Source organism: Burkholderia sp. BCC0097 (assembly GCF_902832985.1).
Classification (GTDB): domain Bacteria; phylum Pseudomonadota; class Gammaproteobacteria; order Burkholderiales; family Burkholderiaceae; genus Burkholderia; species Burkholderia orbicola.
In genome coordinates, this window is record NZ_CADFDM010000001.1 from 953926 (window position 1) to 976795 (window position 22870).

Annotated in this window: 20 protein-coding genes; 7 read left to right on the forward strand and 13 right to left on the reverse strand. The window is 67.3% G+C overall.

Going from position 1 to position 22870, the window contains the following annotated elements:
* Window positions 1-40: 40 nt before the first annotated feature.
* On the reverse strand, window positions 41-412 hold the full coding sequence (locus tag HWX07_RS04215; RefSeq protein ID WP_175875289.1) for a hypothetical protein: 372 nt from the start codon (window positions 410-412) through the stop codon (window positions 41-43).
* A gap of 34 nt (window positions 413-446) precedes the next feature.
* A complete protein-coding gene (locus tag HWX07_RS04220; protein WP_175875290.1) occupies window positions 447-1391 on the reverse strand; it encodes a LysR family transcriptional regulator in 945 nt (314 codons plus the stop codon).
* Window positions 1392-1557: 166 nt separating this feature from the next.
* On the opposite strand from HWX07_RS04220, the gene HWX07_RS04225 reads away from it, so the two are divergent.
* Window positions 1558-2772, forward strand: a complete 1215-nt coding sequence (locus HWX07_RS04225) for an FAD-dependent monooxygenase (protein WP_175875291.1) — start codon at window positions 1558-1560, stop codon at window positions 2770-2772.
* A 91-nt stretch (window positions 2773-2863) separates the two neighbouring features.
* Here the strand turns inward: HWX07_RS04225 and HWX07_RS04230 are convergent, their stop codons facing one another.
* Together HWX07_RS04230 and HWX07_RS04235 are read right to left on the reverse strand one after the other, a co-directional pair.
* Window positions 2864-3811 (reverse strand): alpha/beta hydrolase-fold protein, encoded by a 948-nt coding sequence (locus HWX07_RS04230; RefSeq protein WP_175875292.1) that lies wholly within the window; start codon window positions 3809-3811, stop codon window positions 2864-2866.
* A 61-nt stretch (window positions 3812-3872) separates the two neighbouring features.
* On the reverse strand, window positions 3873-4970 hold the full coding sequence (locus tag HWX07_RS04235) for an OpgC domain-containing protein (protein ID WP_006478818.1): 1098 nt from the start codon (window positions 4968-4970) through the stop codon (window positions 3873-3875).
* 380 nt (window positions 4971-5350) lie between these two features.
* Between HWX07_RS04235 and HWX07_RS04240 the strand changes: the two genes are divergently transcribed.
* On the forward strand, window positions 5351-6505 hold the full coding sequence (locus HWX07_RS04240) for a porin (protein WP_175875293.1): 1155 nt from the start codon (window positions 5351-5353) through the stop codon (window positions 6503-6505).
* A 50-nt stretch (window positions 6506-6555) separates the two neighbouring features.
* On the opposite strand, the gene HWX07_RS04245 is transcribed toward HWX07_RS04240, so the two are convergent.
* Window positions 6556-7467, reverse strand: coding sequence for a LysR family transcriptional regulator (locus tag HWX07_RS04245; RefSeq protein ID WP_175875294.1), 912 nt, complete (start codon window positions 7465-7467; stop codon window positions 6556-6558).
* Between the two features lie 140 nt (window positions 7468-7607).
* Here HWX07_RS04245 and HWX07_RS04250 point away from each other — a divergent pair, with 140 nt between their 5' ends.
* Both HWX07_RS04250 and HWX07_RS04255 read left to right on the forward strand, forming a co-directional pair.
* The gene (locus HWX07_RS04250) at window positions 7608-8624 is read left to right on the forward strand and encodes an aldo/keto reductase (RefSeq protein WP_175875295.1); all 1017 of its coding nucleotides are present in this window, start codon (window positions 7608-7610) and stop codon (window positions 8622-8624) included.
* Window positions 8625-8832: 208 nt separating this feature from the next.
* Complete coding sequence (locus tag HWX07_RS04255) at window positions 8833-9573, forward strand: sulfite exporter TauE/SafE family protein (RefSeq protein WP_175875296.1); 741 nt, start codon at window positions 8833-8835, stop codon at window positions 9571-9573.
* An 83-nt stretch (window positions 9574-9656) separates the two neighbouring features.
* On the opposite strand, the gene HWX07_RS04260 is transcribed toward HWX07_RS04255, so the two are convergent.
* The 3 genes from HWX07_RS04260 to HWX07_RS04270 all read right to left on the reverse strand — a co-directional run bounded on the left by HWX07_RS04260 (window position 9657) and on the right by HWX07_RS04270 (window position 13662).
* A complete protein-coding gene (locus HWX07_RS04260) occupies window positions 9657-11828 on the reverse strand; it encodes a hypothetical protein (protein ID WP_175875297.1) in 2172 nt (723 codons plus the stop codon).
* Window positions 11829-12332: 504 nt separating this feature from the next.
* The gene (locus tag HWX07_RS04265; protein ID WP_175875298.1) at window positions 12333-12719 is read right to left on the reverse strand and encodes an ester cyclase; all 387 of its coding nucleotides are present in this window, start codon (window positions 12717-12719) and stop codon (window positions 12333-12335) included.
* Window positions 12720-12765: 46 nt separating this feature from the next.
* Window positions 12766-13662, reverse strand: a complete 897-nt coding sequence (locus tag HWX07_RS04270; protein WP_175875299.1) for a LysR substrate-binding domain-containing protein — start codon at window positions 13660-13662, stop codon at window positions 12766-12768.
* 499 nt (window positions 13663-14161) lie between these two features.
* Between HWX07_RS04270 and HWX07_RS04275 the strand changes: the two genes are divergently transcribed.
* From HWX07_RS04275 to HWX07_RS04285, 3 genes are all read left to right on the forward strand, one after another.
* The gene (locus tag HWX07_RS04275; RefSeq protein ID WP_175875300.1) at window positions 14162-15031 is read left to right on the forward strand and encodes a peptidoglycan DD-metalloendopeptidase family protein; all 870 of its coding nucleotides are present in this window, start codon (window positions 14162-14164) and stop codon (window positions 15029-15031) included.
* A 208-nt stretch (window positions 15032-15239) separates the two neighbouring features.
* Window positions 15240-16139, forward strand: a complete 900-nt coding sequence (bla, locus tag HWX07_RS04280) for a class A beta-lactamase (RefSeq protein WP_175875301.1) — start codon at window positions 15240-15242, stop codon at window positions 16137-16139.
* A 106-nt stretch (window positions 16140-16245) separates the two neighbouring features.
* On the forward strand, window positions 16246-17118 hold the full coding sequence (locus tag HWX07_RS04285; protein ID WP_175875302.1) for a LysR substrate-binding domain-containing protein: 873 nt from the start codon (window positions 16246-16248) through the stop codon (window positions 17116-17118).
* A gap of 31 nt (window positions 17119-17149) precedes the next feature.
* Here HWX07_RS04285 and HWX07_RS04290 read toward each other — a convergent pair whose 3' ends face one another.
* From HWX07_RS04290 to HWX07_RS04310, 5 genes are all read right to left on the reverse strand, one after another.
* Window positions 17150-17485, reverse strand: coding sequence for a type 1 fimbrial protein (locus HWX07_RS04290; RefSeq protein ID WP_175875303.1), 336 nt, complete (start codon window positions 17483-17485; stop codon window positions 17150-17152).
* Between the two features lie 364 nt (window positions 17486-17849).
* Window positions 17850-18104 carry a GlsB/YeaQ/YmgE family stress response membrane protein gene (locus HWX07_RS04295; RefSeq protein ID WP_175875304.1) on the reverse strand — a complete coding sequence of 85 codons (255 nt, stop codon included), beginning with the start codon at window positions 18102-18104 and terminating at the stop codon, window positions 17850-17852.
* 155 nt (window positions 18105-18259) lie between these two features.
* Window positions 18260-18961 carry a fimbrial protein gene (locus tag HWX07_RS04300; RefSeq protein ID WP_226209497.1) on the reverse strand — a complete coding sequence of 234 codons (702 nt, stop codon included), beginning with the start codon at window positions 18959-18961 and terminating at the stop codon, window positions 18260-18262.
* Window positions 18962-19261: 300 nt separating this feature from the next.
* Window positions 19262-21856, reverse strand: a complete 2595-nt coding sequence (locus tag HWX07_RS04305) for a fimbria/pilus outer membrane usher protein (protein ID WP_175875305.1) — start codon at window positions 21854-21856, stop codon at window positions 19262-19264.
* A gap of 203 nt (window positions 21857-22059) precedes the next feature.
* A complete protein-coding gene (locus HWX07_RS04310) occupies window positions 22060-22800 on the reverse strand; it encodes a fimbria/pilus periplasmic chaperone (protein WP_175875306.1) in 741 nt (246 codons plus the stop codon).
* Window positions 22801-22870: the final 70 nt, after the last annotated feature.

The window sequence follows — 22870 nt, forward strand, 5'->3', positions numbered from 1 at the left end:
AGCGCGATTGACCGCGCGACACGCTCTCGCGATCGGTCGACTATACCGCCGTGGCGTTTGGCGCGCCCGGCAGTAAATCGATCCGGCTTCGCGTCAGGCATTGCGGCCAGGTCGCCGCCACGCCGTTGCGCGCGACGATGACGAAGTTCGTGAATGCGCGATCGGAGACGAGCATCTGCCCTTTGCCGATGTGTTCGCCGATAAAAGCGATCGCGGGCTCGATCGGCAGAAAATCGCCGATCTTACGACGAACGTGGATCACGACGTCCGCGGAACCGATCGTCGACAGCATCTTCCTGAGAAGGTCGCGATCGACGCTGCCAGTCGACAGCAGATGGATCCATTCGCATTTGACCAGATCCACGTCGGGACGATGTTTGAGATAGAGCGCATGCACGCGTCTGGGATTCATCGACTCGGTTCTCCGTGACAGGTGATCGCCATGATCATTTCCGCCGGGCGGCTGCGGCCTTTCGCGTTCGCGCACCGGTTTCCGCAAACAACTCGACCACGACATCGCGCAGCCAGCGGTTTCCTTCGTCCTGATTGACCCGCGTGTGCCACAGCATATGGATCGGCGCACCGGGCAGCGTGACGGGCAGCGCACGCCAGCCGAGCGAGAACGGCGCGGCGAGCTGCAGCGCGAGATGCTCGGGCACCGTCGCGATCAGGTCGGTGCGCTGCAGGATGTAGCCCACGCTCATGAAATGCGGCACCGTCAACCGCACCTGGCGCTTCACGCGGCGCCGCGTCAGCCATTCGTCCACTTGCCCGTGCCCGGTGCCGGCCGACACCACGACCAGATGTTCGGCGTCGCGCCACGCGTCGACCGTCAGCGGCACCCCCTCGAGCGGGTGCCCGCGCCGGAACAGGCACACGTAGCGCTGATCGAACAGCCGGCGCTGATAGAACCCGCCCTTCAGTTGCGGCAGCAGGCCGATCGCGAGATCGACGCGGCCGTCGGCCATTTCGTCGCCGAGGTTGACGCTCGTATTGCGTACGGTGTTGAGCGCGATGCCCGGCGCCGACCGCGACAGGTGTTCGAGCAGCGCGGGCAGGAATACGACCTCGCCGATATCCGTCATGCCGATGGTCAGCGTGCGCGTGGCGTGCAGCGGATCGAAGCCGGTCTCGGGGTTCAGCGCGGCGTGCAGCGTCGCGAGTGCATGCGACACGGGTTCGGCGAGACGCAGCGCGAACGGCGTCGGCACGACGCCGCCCGGGCCGCGCACGAACAGCGGATCGCCGAGCCGGCGGCGCAGCTTCGCGAGCGCGTTGCTGACGCCCGGCTGGCTCATGTTCATCTGCTCGGCGACGCTCGACACGCGCCGTTCGTGCATCAGCCGCTGGAAAAGCACCAGCAGGTTGAGGTCGATATCGCTCAGTTCCATGGGTTTTGCGCGGCCCGGTTCATTGCATTCAGTGATGAAGCAGATTCATTTCATTTTATTGCTGGATGAAAGTCCACTCATGAAAATACCGATACGACGCATGCCTTCGACATGACCGCCGCGTACGCCGAATCCCCCACCTATCCCTATCGGAGACACCTTCATCATGCAGACGGACCTGAAGATCGCGATCGTCGGCGCCGGCATCGGCGGCCTGACCCTCGCGCTTGCATTGCGCGAGCACGGCATCGACGCCCAACTCTACGAGCAGACCCATGAATTGCGCGAAGTCGGCGCGGCCGTCGCGCTGTCGGCCAACGCGACGCGCTTCTACGAACGCATGGGCTTGCGTGCGGCCTTCGATGCGGTATGCGCGGACATTCCGGGGCTCGTCTATCGCGACGGGCGCAGCGGCGCGGTGATCGGCCATCATCGCGGCGAACCCGACTACCGCCGGCAATTCGGTGGCGCGTACTGGGGCGTGCATCGGGCGGATCTGCAGGCCGTGCTGTCGACGGCGGTCGGTCCCGGCTGCCTCCATCTCGGCCATCGCCTGGTCGACCTCGCGCAGTACGCCGATCACGTGACGCTGTCGTTCGACAACGGCACGCAGGTCGAGGCCGATCTCGTGATCGGTGCGGACGGCGCGCGTTCGATCACGCGACGCTGGATGCTCGGCTACGACGATGCGCTGTATTCGGGATGCTCGGGCTTTCGCGGCGTGGTGCCGGCCGCGCGTCTGGATCTGCTGCCCGATCCCGACACGATCCAGTTCTGGGTCGGTCCGCACGGGCATCTGCTGCACTATCCGATCGGCGACGACGGTGACCAGAATTTCCTGCTGGTCGAGCGGCATCCGTCACCTTGGCCGTCACGCGACTGGGTCGTGCCGGCCGAGGAAGGCGAGCAACTGCGCGCGTTCCGGACCTGGCATCCGGCGGTGGTGCAGATGATCACGGCCGTGCCGATCAGCCAGCGCTGGGCGCTGTTCCATCGTCCACCGCTCGGCCGCTGGAGCCGCGGGCGCGTGACGCTGCTCGGCGACGCCGCGCACGCGCTGGTGCCGCACCACGGGCAGGGCGCGAATCAGTCGATCGAGGATGCGGTGGTATTGGCCGCGCAATTGGCCAAGGCCGGCCCCGGGAATTGGCGCGAAGCGCAGGAAGCCTACGAGCGGCTGCGTCGCGGCCGGACGCGCAAGGTGCAATACGCGTCGATCTCGGCGGCCGACATGCTGCATCTTCCCGACGGGCCGGCCGCGCAGGCACGCGACGCGCGTCTGGCCGACCGCGATCGCGTGCTGCATCACCTTGACTGGATTCACGATTTCGATGCGCTCGATGCGGAACCGAGCGAGCGGCAGGGCGGGACGTGGCTGTGAGCGGCGTGCGGCGGGCCGGGCGGCCATCGACGGCGGTCAGCCGGTTACCGGCCTGCCAGCCGGAAGCGGCCGGCGCCACGCCCGCCGGCAGTCACTTCACGCACTCCAACGCATACTTCAACCCCTGCCCGAGCAACCCGCGCCACACGTCCCACGTATGCCCGCCGTCGACGATCCGCAGTTCGGCCGGGTTCTGCGCGCGGCGCAGGTGCGTGTACAGCAGGCTCGATTCCGCCTGGATCGTCAGGTCGTCGTCGCCGGCCGCGATGAACATCGGCACGCGCCAGCTGCGCGCGAAATAGCCGCGCAGCAGCGCCGGGTAATTGAGTTCGTGCCACACGCGTGAATCGAACTGCCGGTCGCCGAACACGCCGACGTAGCGCGCGGCGGAATTGAGCGGCGGTTCGTTCGCATAGATCGCGGGGCTCAGCAGCATCGCGCCGCAGAACAGCCCCGGTTCGAGCAGCGAGAAGCGCAGCGCGCCGAAGCCGCCCATCGACACGCCGCCGATCGCGCGGCCGGCGCGCTGGTTCGACACCGCGAAATGCGCTTCGACTTCCGGCAGCAGGTCGTTGAGGAACGCGCTCTGCATCTTCTCCTTGCGATCGACGTACCAGTCGGTGCCGCCCTGCGGCATCACGATCACGACGGGCGGGATGTCGTGGCGCTCGATCAGCGTGTCGGCGGTGGCCTGCAGCCGGCCCTGCGTGACCCAGTCGTTCGCGTTGCCCGCGTTGCCGTGCAGCAGGTACATCACCGGGTAGCGCGCGCCCTCGGGGTTGTAGCCGGGCGGCAGATAAACCGTATACGACCAGTCGCGCTTCAGCGACGCCGAGCGGAACGTGCGCAGCACGACGCTGCTGCCCGGATTGACGGACGGCTCCAGCGCGGCGGACGGCGTCGTCGCCGTCTGGACGGCCGGCGGCGCGGGCGATGCCGCGGGGGCGGCAGCCGGCGCCTGTGCCGGCGGCGTGGCATGGGCGGTGGCGATGGCGCCGGCGAGCAGGGCGAAAGCGAGCGGAAGGGCGAGTCGGCGCATGGCGAATCGTTTCAGGAGAGGCGCCGGCTATCGTAGCAGCCGCGCGTGACGGCGCGGCGCGTCATGGCCGCGAACGGAACGGCAGCCGCGCGACGAGCGGCCCGTAGAGCTTGGCGACGAGATACAGCAGCCCGATCGCGACGGCGTCGGCGGTCAGGCCGAGCGGCACGTCGAGATAGCCTTCGGTCGCCTGGTAGAGCAGCGAATCGACCGCGAGCGAGATGCCGGTGCCCGCGACGAAGCACAGCAGCCCCTGCCGGCCGATGGTGCCGATCCACGGCATCGCGTGCGCGACCTTCTTCATCCAGCCGAGGTGCACGAGCTTGGCGGCGAGCCACGCGATCGCGAGGAAGTTCACGAGCCGCAGCGCGCCGAGGTTCTGCTTGATCGACGGGTCGGTCGGGAACGGCTCGATGCGCAGCCGGTAGTACGCGCCGGCCGCGACGATCGCGAGCGACGCGGCCGTCAGCAGCCAGCCTTGCGGCCGGGGCGCGAGCGTCTGGTAGACGGGCTGGCAGCGCGCGATCACGCCGAGCACGAACAGGAACTGCCACGCGAACGGATTGAAATCCCACGGCGCGCCTTCGACGGTCGGCAAGAAGCGCGCGACGTGCGGCGCCGCGTACCACAGCGATCCGCTGAACGCGAGCATCAGCCACGGCTGCGTGCGGGCGAGCGGCAGCGCGAGCGGGACGAGCAGCGCGAAGAACGCGTACATCGGCAGCACCGACGCGAGGTACGGCTGGCGGCGGAACAGCAGGATGTCGCGCAGCGCGGCGAGCGGCTTGTGCAGCAGCCCGTCGAGGTCGTTGGTCGGCATGTTCGGGCCGTCGATCGCGAACGCGTTCAGCGCGGCGGTGATCAGCAGCATCAGGCCGGCCGTCACGAGGAACGCCCGGTAGATCTCGAACGCCCGCCGGATGAAGCGCTGGCGCGCGGCGGCCTCGTCGTGCCGCTCGGCGAGCGAGTTGTACGCGATGGCGGTCGCGAAGCCGCCGAGGAACACGAACACCTCGGCCGCGTCGCACAGCGCGTACGCGTGCAGCGTGACGCGCGACAGGATGCTGCCGCCGATGTGGTCGACGACGATGACGAGCAGCACGAGGCCGCGGAAGAAATCGAGCTCGGCGTAGCGGCCGGCCCGGGCCGGCGCGGTCATCGGAGCGCCTTCCGGCGCGGGCCGCGGGCACGGCCGGCACGCGCCGCGCAGGTGTCGGGGTGAAGCATGACTTCGTGAAGAAATGGCGAACGGATGCGCATTGTGCCACCGATGCGACGCCCGTCGGGTTTACGCGGATGGCGGGCGGGCCTGCCGCTGCCGATAAGCCCGGTCAGGCGGTCTGCGCAAGGGGCAGTTGGACGAGCGCAACGCTTTGCGCGCGACGCCCCGGACCCGATGGACGGACGGTTTACGACGTGACACCATTTTGTCCTCACGCGGCCGCACACCGCGTCGTCCGCCCTGCGGGCCACACATACAACAGCTCAAACATTCGCCGGGCGTTCGGCCTGCCCGGCCCTCGGCTCCGGAGATCCGTCATGAAGCACCCCGTCATTTTTGCCGCCGCGCTCGCTGCCTTCGCCGCGCCGGCCTTTGCCGAGACCAGCGTGACGCTGTACGGCGTGATCGACGAAGGCTTCAATTACACGAACAACGTCAACGTCAATGGGGTCGGAAAGACCAATTACCAGCTCGCGAGCGGCTATGCGCAGGGCAGCCGCTGGGGCCTGAAGGGCAGCGAGGATCTCGGCGGCGGGCTGAAGGCGGTCTTCACGCTGGAAAACGGTTTCGACGTGAACAACGGCCGGCTCGGCCAGGGCGGCCGCATGTTCGGCCGTCAGGCGTTCGTCGGGCTGTCCGAGTCGCGCTTCGGCACGCTGACCTTCGGGCGCCAGTACGATGCCGTCGTCGACTATCTCGCGCCGCTGACCGCGAACGGCAACTGGGGCGGCACGTTGTTCTCGCACCCGTTCGACAACGACAACACGGACAACTCGTTCCGCGTCAACAACACGGTCAAGTACGCGAGCGCCGACTGGAACGGCCTGACGTTCGGCGGCACGTACAGCTTCAGCAACAGCACGGGCTTCTCGAACAACCGCCAGTACAGCATCGGCGCGCAGTATTCGCTGGCCGGGCTGCAGGTCGCGGCCGCGTACCTGCAGGCGAACAACCCGGGCATCGGCAGCGCGGGCGCGATCGCGGCCGACGACGCGAACTTCGTCGCCGACCGGCTGCGCATCTTCGGCGGCGGCGTCAACTACACGTTCGGCGCGGCGACGGTCGGCGTCGTCTACACGAAGACCGACGTGAAGAACCCGGTATCGACGGTCTACCTGCCGGCGTCGACGTTCGCCGGTCTCGGGCTGACCGCGACGAAGTTCCAGAACTTCGAAATCAACGGCAAGTACCAGCTCACGCCCGATTTCTACCTCGGTGCGCAATACGTATACACGGACGGCAAGTACGATGCCGCGGCCGGTTCGTTCAAGCCGAAGTACCACACGGTCGGCCTGATGGCCGACTACAGCCTGTCGAAGCGCACCGACGTGTACCTGCAGGGCGCGTGGCAGAAGGTGGGCGGCGACAAGACGGGCACGGCGGCCGACGGCGGCTATGTCGTCGGGACGGACGGCCCGTCGGCGTCGTCGAACCAGTTCTCGGTGCGCGCCGCGATCCGCCACAAGTTCTGATGTCCCGATCGGCCGGCGCCGCGCGGTGAGCAGCCCCGAGCCGGGTGCCGTCATCCTCCGCGGGGCGGGCCGCCGAGCGTTTCCGCGAGCCAGTCGACGAAGATCCGCACGCGTGGGGCCAGATGCCGGCCGTGCGGAAACACGACCGATACCGGCAGCGGCGGCGCCAGCCATTCCGGCAGCACCTCGACCAGCGAGCCGTCCTCGAGCAGCGGCGCGAGCCCTTCGCGCGGCGCCTGGATCAGCCCGAGGCCCGCGACACAGCACGCGAGATACGCCTGCGAGCTGTTCACCGCGACGATGCTGCGCATCGTCACCGTGTGCACCTCGCCCGAATCCATGTCCGTATATTCCCAGTCCAGTTCGCGCCCCGTGCGGTTCGAGAAATAGCCGATCGCGACGTGGTCCGGCAGATCGTCCGGCGAGCGCGGCGTGCCGTGTCGAGCGAGATACGCGGGCGATGCGCAGTTGATCTGCGCGAGCTCGCCGACGCGGCGCGCGACGAGCGACGTGTCGGACAGCACGCCGACTCGCACCGCGCAGTCGATGCCGTCGGCGACGAGATCGACGAAGCGGTCGGTCAGGCTGATCACGACGCGCAGGTCGGGGTAGCGCGCGTGGAAATCCGGCAGCGCCGGAATCACCTGGTTCAGCGCGAAACGTTCGGGCAGATCGACGCGAATCACGCCGCGCGGCGATGCGCCCGCGTCGTCGAACAGCGTCTCGGCATCGTCGAGATCGGCCAGCAGCCGCGTGCAGCGTTCGTAGTAGGTCGCGCCTTCGGCGGTCAGCGTGACGCGCCGGGTGGTTCGCTGCAGCAGGCGCACCTTCAGGTGCTTTTCCAGATACTGGACGGCATTGCTGACCGTCGGGCGCGGCACTTGCAACTGCTCGGCGGCCTTCGTGAAGCTGCCCAGATGGGCGACGCGCGCGAAGATGCGCATTGCATGCAGATGGTCCATGCGGGGGCGGGAGCGTGGCGATTGGAACAGGCTCCATTGTTAATCATCGTCGAATGAATTGGTTGGGGGTTTCGCGTTTATCGCGCGCCGGGATGCGTTCAGAATCCGTTCGATTCAGTCAACACCGCAAGGACACGGACATGGACAAGCATCGACTGGGCCGCACGGGCCCGCAGGTTTCGGCGATCGGGCTCGGCTGCATGGGGATGTCGGACTTTTACGGGCCGGCGGATCGCGACGAAAGCATCGCGACCCTGCACGCGGCGCTCGACCACGGCATCACGCTGCTCGATACCGGCGACTTCTACGGCATGGGCGACAACGAGATGCTGATCCGCGACGCGCTGCGCGGGCGCTCGCGCGAGCAGGTGCTGATCAGCGTGAAGTTCGGCGCGCTGCGCGACCCGGCCGGCGGGTTCGCCGGCTACGACGCGCGGCCCGCGGCGATCCGGAACTTCGTCGCGTATTCGCTGAAGCGGCTCGGCACCGACTACCTCGACATCTACCGGCCGGCGCGCGTCGATCCGGCGGTGCCGATCGAGGAGACGGTCGGCGCGATCGCCGATCTCGTGAAGGCCGGCTACGTGCGTCATATCGGGCTGTCGGAGGTCGGCGCGGATACGATTCGCCGCGCGGCAGCCGTCGCGCCGATCGCCGATCTGCAAATCGAATACTCGCTGCTGTCGCGCGGGATCGAAGTGGACATCCTGCCCGCGTGCCGCGAACTCGGGATCGGCGTGACGGCGTACGGCGTGCTGTCGCGCGGGTTGCTCGGCGGCGGCTGGAGCGCGGCGCGGCAGGGCGAGCGCGATTTCCGGGCGGCGAGCCCGCGTTTCCAGGGCGAGAACCTCGCGCACAACCTCGCGCTGGTCGACGCGCTGCGCGCGATCGCGGAGGAGAAGGGCAGCAATCCGGCGCAAGTCGCGATTGCCTGGGCGCTGTCGCGCGGCGCCGACATCGTGCCGCTGGTCGGTGCACGCAAGCGCACGCAACTGCAGGACGGTCTGCTTGCAACTGAATTGCAACTAACGGTCGATGATCTCGCCCGCATCGAAGCGGCGGTTCCCGCCGGTGCGGCTGCCGGCGACCGTTATCCGGCCGCGCAGATGGCGCACCTCGACAGCGAGCAGGGCCGGGGGGCGGTTCACGGGGACTGAGCGGTTCGGCGGCCGGTGGCGTGTGTGATGCGACGCGAAAGCGAGCGTGCCGTTCGTGCTGCGCCGGCGCGTTCAGCCGGAGCGGCGGGCGCACGAAGAGGCGCTCGCCCGCCCGACCGGCCCGAGCCAGCCTCAGGCAAAGCCAGATGGCGGGCGGCATGGGGGGCAGGCACCATCGGCGCCGTATTCAACGGACGGAATGCCTGTCATGCACATTCATACGCTGACGATCGTCGTACTGGTTTTCCTGTTGGCCGGCGCGGTGAAGGGCATGATCGGGCTCGGCCTGCCGACGATCGCGATGGGGCTGCTGACGCTCGCGATGCCGCCGTCGGCCGCGGCGAGCCTGCTGCTCGTGCCGTCGCTCGTCACCAACGTGTGGCAGTTGTGGCTCGGTCCGTCGTTCGGCGCATTGCTGCGCCGGCTGTGGCCGCTGCTCGCCGGCCTGACGGTCGGCACGCTGACGGGTGGGTTGCCGGCGCTCGCGGCCGGCAGCACGTGGACGCACGCGGCGCTCGGCATCGTGCTGGTGCTTTACGGGCTGTGGGGGCTCGCGGCGGCGCGGCTGCCCGCGCCGGGGCGCCATGAAAAATGGTTGTCGGCCGGGGTCGGCTACCTGACGGGCGTCGTGACGGCCGCGACCGGCGTGTTCGTCGTACCGGCGGTGCCGTACCTGCAGGCGCTGCGGCTGCCGAAGGACGATCTGATCCAGGCGCTCGGGCTGTCGTTTACCGCGTCGACGATCGTGCTCGGCCTGCAGTTGCGGGTGACGGGCGCATTGCAGACGGTCGACCTCGGCGTGTCGGCGCTCGCGCTCGTGCCCGCGCTGGCGGGCATGGCCGGCGGCCAATATGCGCGGCGCGTGATGAGCGAGAAGATGTTCAAGCGTTGCTTCTTCATCGGGCTGATCGCGCTCGGCGCGTATATGGCGGGGTCGGGATGGCGGTGAACGTGCGCCCGGCCGCCAAATGATCCCGAAGCCGGTATCGGTAACCGGCTTCGGGAACGGTCACGGCATGGCGTTCGCGCCGCTCACGCCGGATCGGCGTACCGCAGCGTCCACCCGACCGTGCGGGTCGCGCCCGCGCCCAGTGCGAACGGCTTCGTCGTGCACGCGAAGTTCGAATGCAATTGTCCGATCGGCGTCGTCGACAGCGGATTCGTCGCGCCGTTCGCCGTGTCGAAGGCGGACAGCGCGCAGTTGTCGAACCCGGACGCCGCATAGCCGGTCGCGGCGCTGTTCGCGTACGTCACCGATACGCCGTCGCCGTTGGCCTGCGTCGACGCGAAATCCGCGAACGACGTGAAGTCGGTCTCGATCGCGAGGTTGCCGGCGAGCGTGCCCGAACTCAGCGTATCGCTGCGAGAGACCGTGCCGTGCGCGAACGTCAGCACCGTGTGCACCTGCAGGTCGAGATCCGTCGTGTAGGCGGCGTTCTTCGACGCGAGGCGGAACTTCGTCGTATCGAACGACACGATCACTTGGCCGTTGCTCTGCTGCACGTTCAGGTTCTTGTAGTACGTGACCGGAATGTAGGTTTTCGCGTTGTACGTCACCTGCGGCACCAGCAGCGCATAGCCGAGGTCGGTCGTGCCGTAGATCAGCTTGTCGGAGAACGGCACCGGGTAATACGGCGTGTACGAGTTGTAGTCGGGCGCCTGGCTGAGGTTCAGGTTGATCACGCGCCGGCCGTCGCGCACGGTGAGCAGCGCGGCGCTGTACGGATGCGCGGCGTCGCCCGGCTGGTTGTACCAGGTGAGCGTGTAGCGCGGCAGCGCGTCGAGCCACGCGCGGTAGTCCGCATCGGCCATCGGCGCCTGGCCGCCGAAGCCGAGCTTGTTCCACCACGCGTTCACGTACAGGTACTGGTGCAGCAGGCTGAAGTTCTCGCCCATCACGCGCGGCTTGCCGCGATACGTGTCGGTGCCGCGGCCCTTGACCCACATGTTCACCGACGGTGTCGGCAGCGACGGGTCGTACCAGTACGTGTCGAAACGCCGCGCGGCCTGGTAGATGAATGCATACGCAACCTGTTTCTCGCGATCGGTCAGCACGCCGGCATTGGCCGCGGCCGTCAGCACTTCCATGAATGCGGAATCGCCGTACGGGCCGATCGAGCGGCCGTAGTTGAAGCCCTGGCCGTCGGCGTTCAGCTGCGGCAGGATCAGGTCGACCGACTTGCGCAGATAGTCCTTCAGCTCCGGCGTGAGGTTCGCTTCGTTGCCCATCTCGAACGTGCGCTCGACCACTTCGCCGATCAGCAGCGTGCTGTAGCGGTCGAAGCGCGCCTGGTCGTAGTAGGTCGTGTGCGTGTTCGACGCTTCGTCGGAGAACCCGCCCGACGAATCGTTGCGGATGTGGTTCGTCAGCGTGTACAGCAGCGCGTCGCGCGCGCTCATCGTGGCGACCGCCGGATCGGTCTTCGATGCGAACGACGGGCTGCTCCAGCCGAGCTTCTGGCGCAGCCCGGCAATGCCGTAGGACACCGCGTAGTAGTTCTGAGCGGTGTTGAGCGACGCGATGTCGATCGGCGTGCCGGCCGCCGGGCACGTACTGGTCTTGCCGCTCGCATCCGGGCCGAACATGTCGCAGAAGGTGAGCCGCTGCTGCAGCGTCGCGAGCATCGCGTCGCTGAAGACTTCGTTGAGCATTCCGTGCGCCTTCAGGTTGTTCAGCGCGACGAGGTAGTAGTACTCGCCCCACGACGTGTTCGCATACGTGTAGTTGCTGCCCGACTGCGCCATCATCGCGGTCGTGATCGTCTGGTACGTCGCGAGGTAGCTCGCGTATTGCGGGTCGTTCTTCGACTTCATGTCGATCAGGATGTACGACAGGCCGAGCGCGAGCTTGCCCGGCAGGAATTTGTCGCCGGTATTCGTGTCGAGCACGTGGACGGGCGTGCCGTCGCCGAGATCCATCACGACCTGCGTGAAATCGGGCGATTTCCGGATCAGGTCGAACAGCGCGCGCATCTGGCCCATCATCGTGACCGGGATGTTCGTGCCGGCCGGCACGCTGGTGTCGGGCGCGCCATAGACGAGCGCCTGCAGCGAGTTCGACGCGAGCGTGGGCGTGGTGGGCGTGGTCGACGAGGGGGGCGATGGCGGCGTGTCGGTCATGTCGTTGCCGCCGCACGCGCTGACGAACACGACGGAAAGGGCGCTGAGCGCGGCGCCGAGCGCGAATCTGCTGCGCGGATGCATGGTGTCTCCAGTTTTGAATAGTGATGAAGCACGGGCACGTGTGGCCGATGCCGCGCTCGATGCCCGTACCCGGCTTCCGCCTTGCAAACCCTGATCCCTGAAGGCGGACGGCCTGAATCGCAAATCGAGCAGGCAAGCGTTCCCCCTGCGCGGGCCGTGACCGGCGTCGCGCTCGAGCATTGGAAAACGTTTTCCAAATTTAGGCATCCATCCGCGTGATGTCAATGAACTTTCACATCGGATGTGCCGGTAGAAACCCGAATGGCGTGAGCGGAGGGGGCGAGAGAGGAATCGGAATTACGCGGAAATCGCCGGGATTTTCTCTGATGATCGAATGGTCATCGGGTGAGAGAAATCGCGCTTTGAGGCGGCGGGCGGGAGCATGGTATGGAAGCAGGTTCTCGCCACGTGAAGAGAGAAAACGTTATCCATAAGAATCGAAGTGCAGGGACGCGCCCACGGCCACCGTCTGCCGGGCGTGCCGACCCGCCGTTTCAACGACGTTCAAAGCTGCTTCTCGATCGCCGCCTTGTCGATCACCGACCACACCTGGCGGATCTTGCCGTCATGAAACTCGTAGAACACGTTCTCGGCGAACGTGACCTTGCGGCCGTCGACGGCGAGCCCCATGAACGTCCCCTTCGGCGAACACGCGAAGCGAAGGCGGCACGCGACACGCGGCAGCTCGCACACGAGCAGCCGGATCTCGAAGCGCAGATCGGGAATGTCGCGGAAGTCCTGTTCCAGCATCGCGCGATAACCGGCGAGGCCGAGCGGCCGGTCGTTGTGGATCACGTCGTCGGACACATACTCGCCGAGCGCCGTCCAGTCCTGCCGGTTCAGGCAGTCGATATACGCGCGATAGCGGGTGGCGAGATCGATATCGGTCATGGTCAAGTCTCCGTATGTCGATGGGGCGAGTCGGGCGCGGCGCGCGTTACGGCGGCGGTGCGCCGCCGGACAGGAACGCGACGAACTCGCGCGTGTATTTCGGCAGCGCGTCGAACGACCGCGCGCAGAGCGTCAGCTTCCGATGGCTCCACGGATCGGACAGCTCGACGAGCCGCACGTCCATCGTCAGCATCGCGCGCTCGGCCGCATGCCGCGACACGATGCCGATGCCCACGCCGCTCGCGATCACGCGGCAGATCGCGTCGAAGCTCTTCAACTGCACGCGATAACGAATCCGCTTGCCGATCGCGCGCGCCTGATCGGCGAGATGCACCTGCAGCGCGCTGCCGTCGGTGAGGCCGATGAAGTCTTCGTCGGCGATGTCGTCGAACGCGACCTTGTCGTGCGACGCGAGCGGATGCGCGGCCGGCACGACGACGATCAGCCAGTCTTCACGGAACGGCTGCTGTTCGAGTCCGCCGAGCCCGACCGAATCGGCGACGATGCCGACCTCGGCCGTCTTGTTGCGGATCGCATGCACGATCTCCTGGCTCGAGCGTTCCTCGACGCTGATCGACAGCTTCGGATGGCTCGGCAGGTAATCGGCCAGGGCGTCGGGCAGGTATTCGCTCAGCGACGCGGTGTTGCACAGCAGCCGGATATGGCCGCGCAGCCCCTGGCCGTATTGCTGCAGTTCGCCGCGCATGTGATCGATCTGCTGCAGCACGGTGCGCGCGTGGTGTTCGAGCGCGCGGCCCGCATCGGTGACTTGCGTGCCCGACTTGGTCCGGTGCAGCAGCGGCACGCCGAGTTCGTCCTCCATCCCGCGAATGCGCTCGCTGGCGGCCTGCAGCGTGATGTGCGTGCGTTCGGCGCCGTTCGTGATCGTGCCGGCTTCGCAGATGTTCAGGAAGAGCCGCAGGTCGGTCAGGTCGAAGCGCATGGTGGGCGGAGCGATGGGTGGGGATGGCCGATAAGTTAGCAGGAACCGCCGCGCCGGTCTCAAGGGCAGCTTGAGGCCCGGTTCGCCGCTTCCGCATTTTCGGGGTGCGATCGGTGGCCGATCATGAACGCACATCAACCGGGGAGCCCGTCATGCGGATCGATTCGTCATGGGGCGTGTCGTTCAAGATCGCGCTGCATTTGCTGTTCCTGTGCATCGGCGTTGCATGGGCCGGGGCCGAATTCGTCGCATGGTTGCGGTGAATGTCGCGCCTCGCGCCTATTGAAATCAATCGGCCATAGTTTTTTACGACGAAAATTCTTCCGTTTTGCTGCGAAAAGGCCATCAAGTTTTTCCGGATCGGACCGTATTACCGGTAGCGAATGCCGGCCGGCATCCGGTCCGTGATCGTTTGTCATCATTGTTTGCATCCGGTTACACGTCGGCCGTTCCGTTTTTGAGATGCTTGAAAGATTGTCAAACCGGAGTCGGATCGTCCATGAAAACGCGCGAGATTCACCGCAAGGCGGCGTGGCTGTCGGGCCTGACCGCCGTGCTCGTCATGGCCGGTTGTGCAAGTACGCAGTCCGTTCCGCCGAGCGACACGCTGGCGGGAAAACCTTCTGATGCGAGCCCGCCTGCCGCGCCGTCGGCCGCGCCTATGCCGGCCGCACCGATTCTCGTCGCGCAAAAATACGTCGTGAAACGCGGTGACACGCTGACGGGCATCGCCTCCGCGAACGATTGCAGCGTGGCCGACTTGCGCACCTGGAACAAGCTGGCCACGAACGGCAGGCTGCGCATGGGGCAGGTACTGCGCATCGTCAAGCAGCAACCGCTGCCGCCCGCGGGCGCGGCCGGCACGCAGACTGTCGCGAGTAATGGCGCGGCGGGTAGTCAGGGTAATTCGCAGGCAACTGCACAGGCCACTTCGCAAGCCGGCGCATCGACCGCGAGCGATCGCCAGGTCGTCAAGGAAACGAAGCGCCGTGCGGGCGGCGTCGCGCTCAAGTGGCCGGCAACCGGCAAGATCGTCGACGGGTTCAAGCCCGGACAGAACCGCGGCATCCAGATCGCCGGCCGGCCGGGCGACCCGGTGCGCGCCGCGGCCGACGGCCGCGTGATGTATGCCGGCACCGGCCTGAACGATTACGGCAGCCTGATCATCGTCCAGCACAACGCGGATTTCCTGACCGCCTATGCGCACAACCGCAAGCTGCTCGTGAAGACGGGCGACATCGTGCATCAGGGCGACGCGATCGCCGAGATGGGCGACCTGGACAACTCGCGCGTCGCGCTGCTGTTCGAGGTGCGGCGCGACGGCAAGCCGGTGAATCCGATGCCGTACCTGCCGTCGTCGCAAGGGTAAAGCGCGGCCGTTTCGCTGGAACGCGACGGCGGTCACTGCTACGCTAAGGTTTGTTCATGCGAATCCCGCTATCGCGGGGCCGACGGGCGTCTTCGGGGAAGCGCGGCGAATGCCGTCGCGGGCCGGCCGTCGGCGTGAACGGTCGCGCGTCGCCGATGCGCGGCCGCGTTGCTTCGCGCCACCGTTTCCGACAGAACAGATCTCATTCATGGAACATTCTCCGACCCGCCGCTCGCTGTTGCTTGCCGCCGTGGCCGCGCCGTTCGTTGCCGCGTGCACGTCCGCGCCGGTCGCCGACCAGGGGCGCGCCCATACCGCCCAAGCCGAACTCGCCGCGCTCGAAAAAGCCTCGAACGGGCGGCTCGGCGTCGCCGCGCTCGATACGTCGAACGGCGTGCGCATCGCGCACCATGCGCGCGAACGCTTCCCGCTGTGCGGCACGTATGCGGTCATGGCCGCCGCCGCGATGCTCGCGCGCGGCTCGCTCGACGCGTCGCTGCTGCCGCGTCGCATCCTGTACCGTCGCTATGAAATCGTGTCCGGCTCGCCGATTACGGAAAGCCACGTCGACACCGGCATGACGATCGCGCAGCTGTGCGCGGCGATGCTGCAGTCGGGCGACAAGGGCGCGGGCAACCTGCTGATGGGCGTGCTCGGCGGTCCGCAGGCCGTCACGGCGTTCGCGCGCGAAAGCGGCGACACCACCTTCCGCCTCGATCACTGGGAGCCCGAGCTGAACAAGGCCGCGCCCGGCGACGAGCGCGACACGTCGACGCCGGTCGCGATGGTCGACACGCTGCAGCGGCTGCTGCTCGGCGACACGCTGCGCGAACCGCAGCGTGCGCAACTGACGGAATGGATGGCGGGCGGCGCACGCGCGGCGACCGGCATCGCGGCGGGCGTGCCGCCCGGCTGGCGCGTCGCGGACAAGGCCGGCACCGGCGGCTACGGCACGACGACCGACATCGCGGTGCTGTGGCCGCCGTCGCGCGCGCCGATCGTGATGGCCGTGTCGTTCACGCAGCCGCAGGCCGATGCCGCGGCGCGCGCGGACGTCATCGCGTCGGCGGCGCGCATCGCGGCGGGCGCGCTCACCGCGACGGCCTGAATCTCCGACGTCTCGCGCAAAGCCGGCGTTTGGCTTATCGTGTCGGTCAGCGCGCGCCGGCGTCGGCGCGCGGTCCTTCCGCGCCGTTTTTCGTTTCCCGTTCGCCATGCGCCGACTTCCGCCCCTGCACGCGCTGCAGATCTTCTCGACGGTGGCTCGCCACCGCAGCTTCACGCGCGCGGCCGAGCAGCTGTGCATCACGCAGGGCGCGGTGAGCCGGCAGATCCAGACGCTGGAGGCGCATTACGGGTTTCCGCTGTTCAAGCGGCATGCGAAGGGCCTCACGCTGACGGCGGAGGGCGAGCAGCTGTTGCCGGTGGTCGACGAGAGCTTCGCGCGGATCGAGGACATCTCGATGAAGCTCACGCGGCAGCGCACCGATCTCGCGCTGAAGGTGCCGACCTGCGTGATGCGCTGGATGCTGCCGCGCATCATGCGCTTCCAGGGCGAACATCCCGATCTCCACGTGCAGATCACGACCGCGTGGCAGCACGTCGTCGATTTCTCCAGCGAGCCGTTCGATGCGGCGATCGTCTACGGGACGTCGCCGGGCCCCGGCGTCGTCGCGCTGCCGCTGTTCGACGAACGGCTGACACCCGTGTGCGCGCCCGAGTTGCGGCAGGCGTCGCCGCTCGGCGCGCTCGGCGATCTCGCGCGCCACACGCTGCTGCATCCGACGCGCGACCACCGCGACTGGCGTGCATGGCTCGACCATGCGGGCGAGCGCGGCGTCGATCCCGCACGCGGGCCGACGTTCGACACGCTCGATCTCGCGACGAACGCGGCGATGCAGGGCTTCGGCGTCGCGATCGGCGACGTGACGCTCGTCGACGACGACGTCAGCGCGCGCCGGCTCGAACGGCCGTTCGACATCGTGCTCGAAACGGGCGCACGCTACTTCTTCGTCTACCCCGAGAACCTCGGCAGCCAGCAGAAGATCCGCGCGTTCAGCGACTGGATCGCGCGCCATCGCGACTGACGCGCGGCGCGGCGGCAGCAGCAGCGGGTTGCTACTGGTAGGTGACGACGGCGATCATCGGTGCGCGCGCGTTGCCCGGACGGTCAGGTAAAACGATTGCGCGCGAGGCCTGCGTAAAGGTCGTGGTCTTGATCGTGCGCAGGCTGGCCGCATCGACGAACGCGACTTGTCCGCTCGCCGGACGCGGGCAGTCGGGGCGCACGTGCGCATGCGCGGCGTCGGCCGTGTCGAGCGCGAACGAGCAGGGCGGTTCGACGATCATGCCGGTGAAGTGGATGATGCCGGACGCGCCGGCGGCAAAGGACGAGGACGAGGCCAGAAGCGAGGCAGCCAGGGCGAACGAGGCGGCAAACGAACGATGCTTCATGACAGGCTCCAGAGAGGAAGCGCGTCGCAGCGAGGCCGCTCGAATGGCAGTCCGTCAACGCTGCGGTGCTGTATGCGTAAACGGCAAGTTCATCGAACCTCTTGAGTGAGAAACCGGAAATAACGGCGATGAGCAAACGACGCCGTATTCCTTCAAGCAATTTATCTCAAATTTGTGCGGCCGCAAGTCAGGGTATTGCCGGTCACGTAAACTCGGGGAGCGCGCGCCGGTGGATGCGGGATTCGTCGGTAAATCGTTGAGGACTCAACGAGTCGGCGATGCTGACGATGACGATGCGCGAAAACAAAACGGCCGCTCGTGTACGACGAGCGGCCGTTTTACCCTGAAGCGCGAGGTGCGGTGTTCAGCTCGCGCGCTTGCGGATCGCGCCCACGACGACGAGCAGCACGATCGCGCCGATGATCGACGCGATCCAGCCCGCGCCCTGGCCCGGCGCATACCAGCCGGCCGCGCGGCCGATGTAGCCGGCGACCAGCGAGCCGACCACGCCGAGCACGATGGTCATCAGGATGCCCATCTTGTCGTCGCCCGGCTTGAGTGCGCGGGCGAGGAGGCCGACGATGAGCCCGACCACCAGGGTTTCGATGAATTGCAGCATGGATGCCTCCCGGTTGCTGTTGAGTGGTTGACGAAACGTCATGGACCCGCGCGGCGCATCAGGGTTCCCGGTAGCGGCGAACCCGCGCGCGGCGTGCCGAGTATCGCACGCCACGGTGTCGCACGGATGTCGGCGCCGCCGCGCGCGCGTATCGTTCATTGGTAGTCGAGCAGCACCTGCGCCGCGGCATGCACGGAACCCCCGCCGATCTTCCCACCCGTTTGCAGATAGGACGCCCTGAGCGGAATCGACGGCGACCCGCCGGTGGCCGCGTTGTAACCGGTCACCGTGTGCGATTTTCGCAGCGTCAGCGGCTGACCGGTCGTCGCATCGGCGATATGGATGCCGATGCCGGCCGCAGTTGCATCCGGCCGCAGCTGCATGCCACCCGGTATCCCGGCGACGACGTCGTCGAGCGGCGCCAGTTGGTATCCGATCCGGTTGTAGCCGGCCGGGCAGTTGTTCAACCGCACCTGGAACTCGGTCGCGCCGGCTGTGGAGCCCACCCCGTTGAAGTCGCGGCGCTGCACGGGCGGCAGCGTGACGGTCTGGTCGGGAACCGAGCAGGTTCCGTTGATGAAGCTGACCTTCGCTGCGAGGAAGACGGGAGTCGATCCGCCCAGGAGACCGGATTTGTAATAGATCGTGTAATAGGCGCTGATCATGCCTGAGTTGAGCGAGCCGTCCTGAGGCTGGCGGCTGTCGCGAAACAGCATGACTTCGAGCGTGTTACGCAGCGTCGTCTTCGTCGATGAGACGGCCACGTTGCCATCGACGAGCACGCGCGTGGACAGGCCGGACACGTTGGTTTCCAGGTCGGGGCCGTCGGACACCTGCACCCCGCCTTTCGGATACATTCGGATGCTCGTGATCTGGCACGTGCTCGCGCCGCATACGTCCTGCGGCGTGAAGTAATGACGCGCGACGACGACCCCGGGCGCCGCATTGGCCGGGCTCGAAACCGTGGCCTGCCCGAACGCGTAGAGGCTGGCGGCCGCCGCGTCGGTCGTGAACACCGTGCATGCGAGCAGCAACGTCGATGCAATCGCGGCGACGCGCGACGTGCATCGCACAGCGTGGCCAAGTACCTCGCTCGACAGCGCCATGCGTGGGCGGCGCGCTGTGGATGATGAAGAGAAGTGGATCATCTGGGTTCCTTATTGTGCGGCGGTCGTCGAATCAGCGCGGCAGACGCTCTTGACGGTCTGTATGCCCGACGCGTGCCCGCGACGGTCGACGACGGGGAGTGCGTACGCGATCCGGCAGAACGAGCGGCTGTCGGCGCCCCATCGAACGGTGAGCGCGCCGCTGTCGTTGAGCCCGCGCGCGAAGATCTTGCTGGCCTGGGCGACGACGCCGATTTCCTTGCCGGTTTCGTCCTGCACGGTGGCACCGAACGGCAACGGCGTACCGTCGGCCTGCGGCGCCTGAATAAGTGCCGCGCGGCCAGTGTCGGTCGCGAACCGGATCAGCGGCACCGCGCCGGCGCGCGGCGCGATCTGCTGGCTGGTTTCCTTCAGCTCGACATCCATCGAGATCCCCTTCGGATCGAGCGCGACCGTGTTGAGGCTGTAGGGCGTCAAGTACGGTACGACCGCGAAGCCGTTGCCGTCGACTTTGACACCCGCCGCGTTCGTGATGCGCGCGCCGGCCGCACCGGGCGCCTCGACGATCGCGAACGTCTCGGATACCGGCTGCGAGAACGTGATGCCGCCGCGGTGCGCGACGAGCGCGCCGCGCACGCCGAGCGAACCCTGCTGGAAGTCGGTGCTCGCGCCCGCGCTCGCATTGATTTCGGCCATGCGCGTGCGGTACGTGACGTTTGCGCTGCCGTCCGTGGCCGAGCCCGGCCCGGACGCGTGGTTCGCGCTGACGCTGTACGACAGTGCGTGATCGTCGCCGAGCGAGCCGGACAGCGTCGACTGCAGCCGGGTGCGGCCGAGCGTGTCGCGCGACACGTTTCCCGACACGGTCATCGGGCTCGAGTGGCCGAGCGGGATCGTGACGCTCGCGTAATAGAGCGTGCCCATGTCGCCGCCGGCATTGCGCTGCCGTGTGGCCGTCAGGCTATACGACACGTTGCGGAACTGGTTCGTGTAGCCGATCGAATAGTTGACGTCCGAGCCGGAGCGGTTCCAGTAGTTCACGGTCGAAGCCGTGGCGTTGATGCGTCCGCCGGTCGCGCCGAGGCGCTGCGTGAGCGCAAGCGACGCGCGATGGCGCTGACGCCAGACCGAACTGACCGGGCGTCCGTCCCGGACGGCATCGCGCGCCTGCATCGCGTCGTTGAGGCCGAAATAGCCATCGGTCGAATAACGATAGGCGGCCAGCGCGATGTCGGTGCCGGTCGTATCGATGGACTTCGCATAGCTGACGCGCACACTCGAACCGGTGTAGCGCTTCGCGCCGGGAATCGAGGTCATCGCATGCGTCACGTCCGCGCCGAATGCGCCGAACGACGTATTGAGGGCGCTGCCCAGCATCACGGACGCATAACCGCCGGCGAGCGTGACGCCGCCATAGGCCGTCAGCAGGTTCGTCAGGCCGCGCTGGTACGTGGCCTGCGTGAACAGCGGCTGGCTCGATCCGTACGGATTGCGCAGCGTGCCCGCGACGAAGCTGTAGCGGCCGATGCCCGGCCGCAGCGACATGGGCACGGCGGCGTACGGCACGGAGAACGTGTGCACGGAGCCGTCCGCCTCGGAGACCGACACCTGCAAGTCGCCGCCATACCCGGTCGGGTAGAGGTCGTCGATCTCGAAATTGCCGGGCGCGACCGTCGTCTCGTAGATCGTCACGTCGTTCTGGCGGATCGTCACCTTCGCATTGCTGTTCGCGATGCCGCGTACCACGGGCGCGTAGCCGCGCAGCGAATCGGGCAGCATCCGGTCGTCCGTCGACAGACGCACGCCGCGGAACTGCGTCGAATCGAACAGTTCGCCCGACGTGTAGCTTTCGCCGACGACGAGTTGCGACGACAGCGACGGCAGGTCGCGCTGCAGATAGGTCGCGATGCCCTGGTACCGGCTCTGGCCGCGCGACGACCACGAATACGAACCTTCGTGCCGAAAGCGCCAGGCGCCGAGATTCACGCCGCCGTTCAGGCCGAGGTAGCCTTGAGTCTGGGCGGTATGACCGCTGGCCTTCGACGTGTAGAGGTTGAAGCTGTAGCCGAGCAGGCCGACGGTTTCGCCGGCGGTCCATTGATCGGGGTTCACGTAGCCGCGCGCCTTGCGTGCGAGCGAAGCCTGCGGAATCGAGAGCCGCAGCGTTTGCCGCGCGAAGTCGAACGTCGCGCTGGCTTCCGGCACCGCTTGCTCGACGCGCAGGCATGCGTCGTTGCTCGCAAGCCGCGCGATGACCTGCGGCGCGAGCTTGGTGAAATCGATGCCGACACGCTCGAACAACGCGCGGTCGAAACATGGCCGCGCGTCGCCCGACTCGGGCGCGGCCGCGAAGCGCACGTCGTAGCGGCCGATCCAGTCGGGGCCGACATGGACGTCGACGGTATACGTGCCAGGCGCCGTCACGTTGCGCTGAGCGAAGCGCGACACGTCGAAATGCTTGCCCAGGCGGTTCTGCAGGAAGGCGCCGTCGAACTCGACTTGCGCGAGTGTGCTTGCGGCGGCGGCTTGCGTCGTCGCACGGCCATCGCTCGACCACGCGCCGACGCAGGCCATCACCAGCAGATGGATCGGCTTGATGCGTGGCAGGTCGGCCGCCCGGTGGCGCGGCAGTCGAGTCGAGGTCATGAGCAGTACTCCAGATGGTTTCGGATCGAACGGACGCGTTTCGCCGGCGCAGTCGCGTGGCCGTGCGCGTTGCTGCGTGACGGATGCCGAGTCAGGGGATTTCGGGTCCGGGCCGTCCGGTCGAGACGGCGGAAATGGCGGCGGACGAAAGGAGGGAAAGCGGGCGGCCGCACCCGCAGTGCGCGCTGCCGGCTTCCGCCGCGTTACGGAGCAATGGCGACCGGACGCTTGATGTCGGTCGACCGGCCCCAGTCGTCGATGCTGCCGAACTCGACCGTTGCACCCGCGGCGGGCGCGTCGGCGAGATGCTTGATCGGGAATCGTTGCGTGCTTCGGGGCAGCACATAGCCCATGCCGGCGTCATGCTTGCGGCCCGCGGAATTCAGCAGGACGTTGCCGAAATTGACGACGAACGGCGTCGGGTTGCGTGCCTCGAGCGCGTAGCCGCCATCGACGTGAACCACGCGCCAGTCGAGCTGGCTGGGCGCATCGTCGGCGCTGCCGGCCAGCCCGGCGGGGCGATACATGATCTTGATGCGGGAGCGGAACGCGAGCTGGATGCGGTTCCGGTTTTCTTCTGCCGACGCTTTCGGCGGCACTTCGAGCACGTTGAGCCAGAACAGCGATTCCCGGTCGGCTGGCAGCGGTTCGCCGGTGTGCACGAGACGCAGCGTCTGGCCATTGCCGGCTTCCATCCGGAAAATCGACGGGGTCAGCGTGAACGGCACGTCGATGTGCTCGGGCAACGCGCCGCTGTCGCCGTCGTCGAGCCACGCCTGCACCAGCGCCGGACGCTTGCTGTCGTTCGTGAGCTGGATCGTGACCTCGCGCTCGCTGGACGGGAAGATCACGCGCGTGCCGGCGATCACGACGCTTGCGTCGGCTTGCGACGCGAATGCGGTGACGGCCAGGGTCAGCGTACGGAAGAGCTTCAACAGTTTCATGGGCGTGGAGAGTCGGATCGTTGGACGGAAGCGGGCGGAAACGGACGGAAACGGCAGTTCCGCGCCGCGC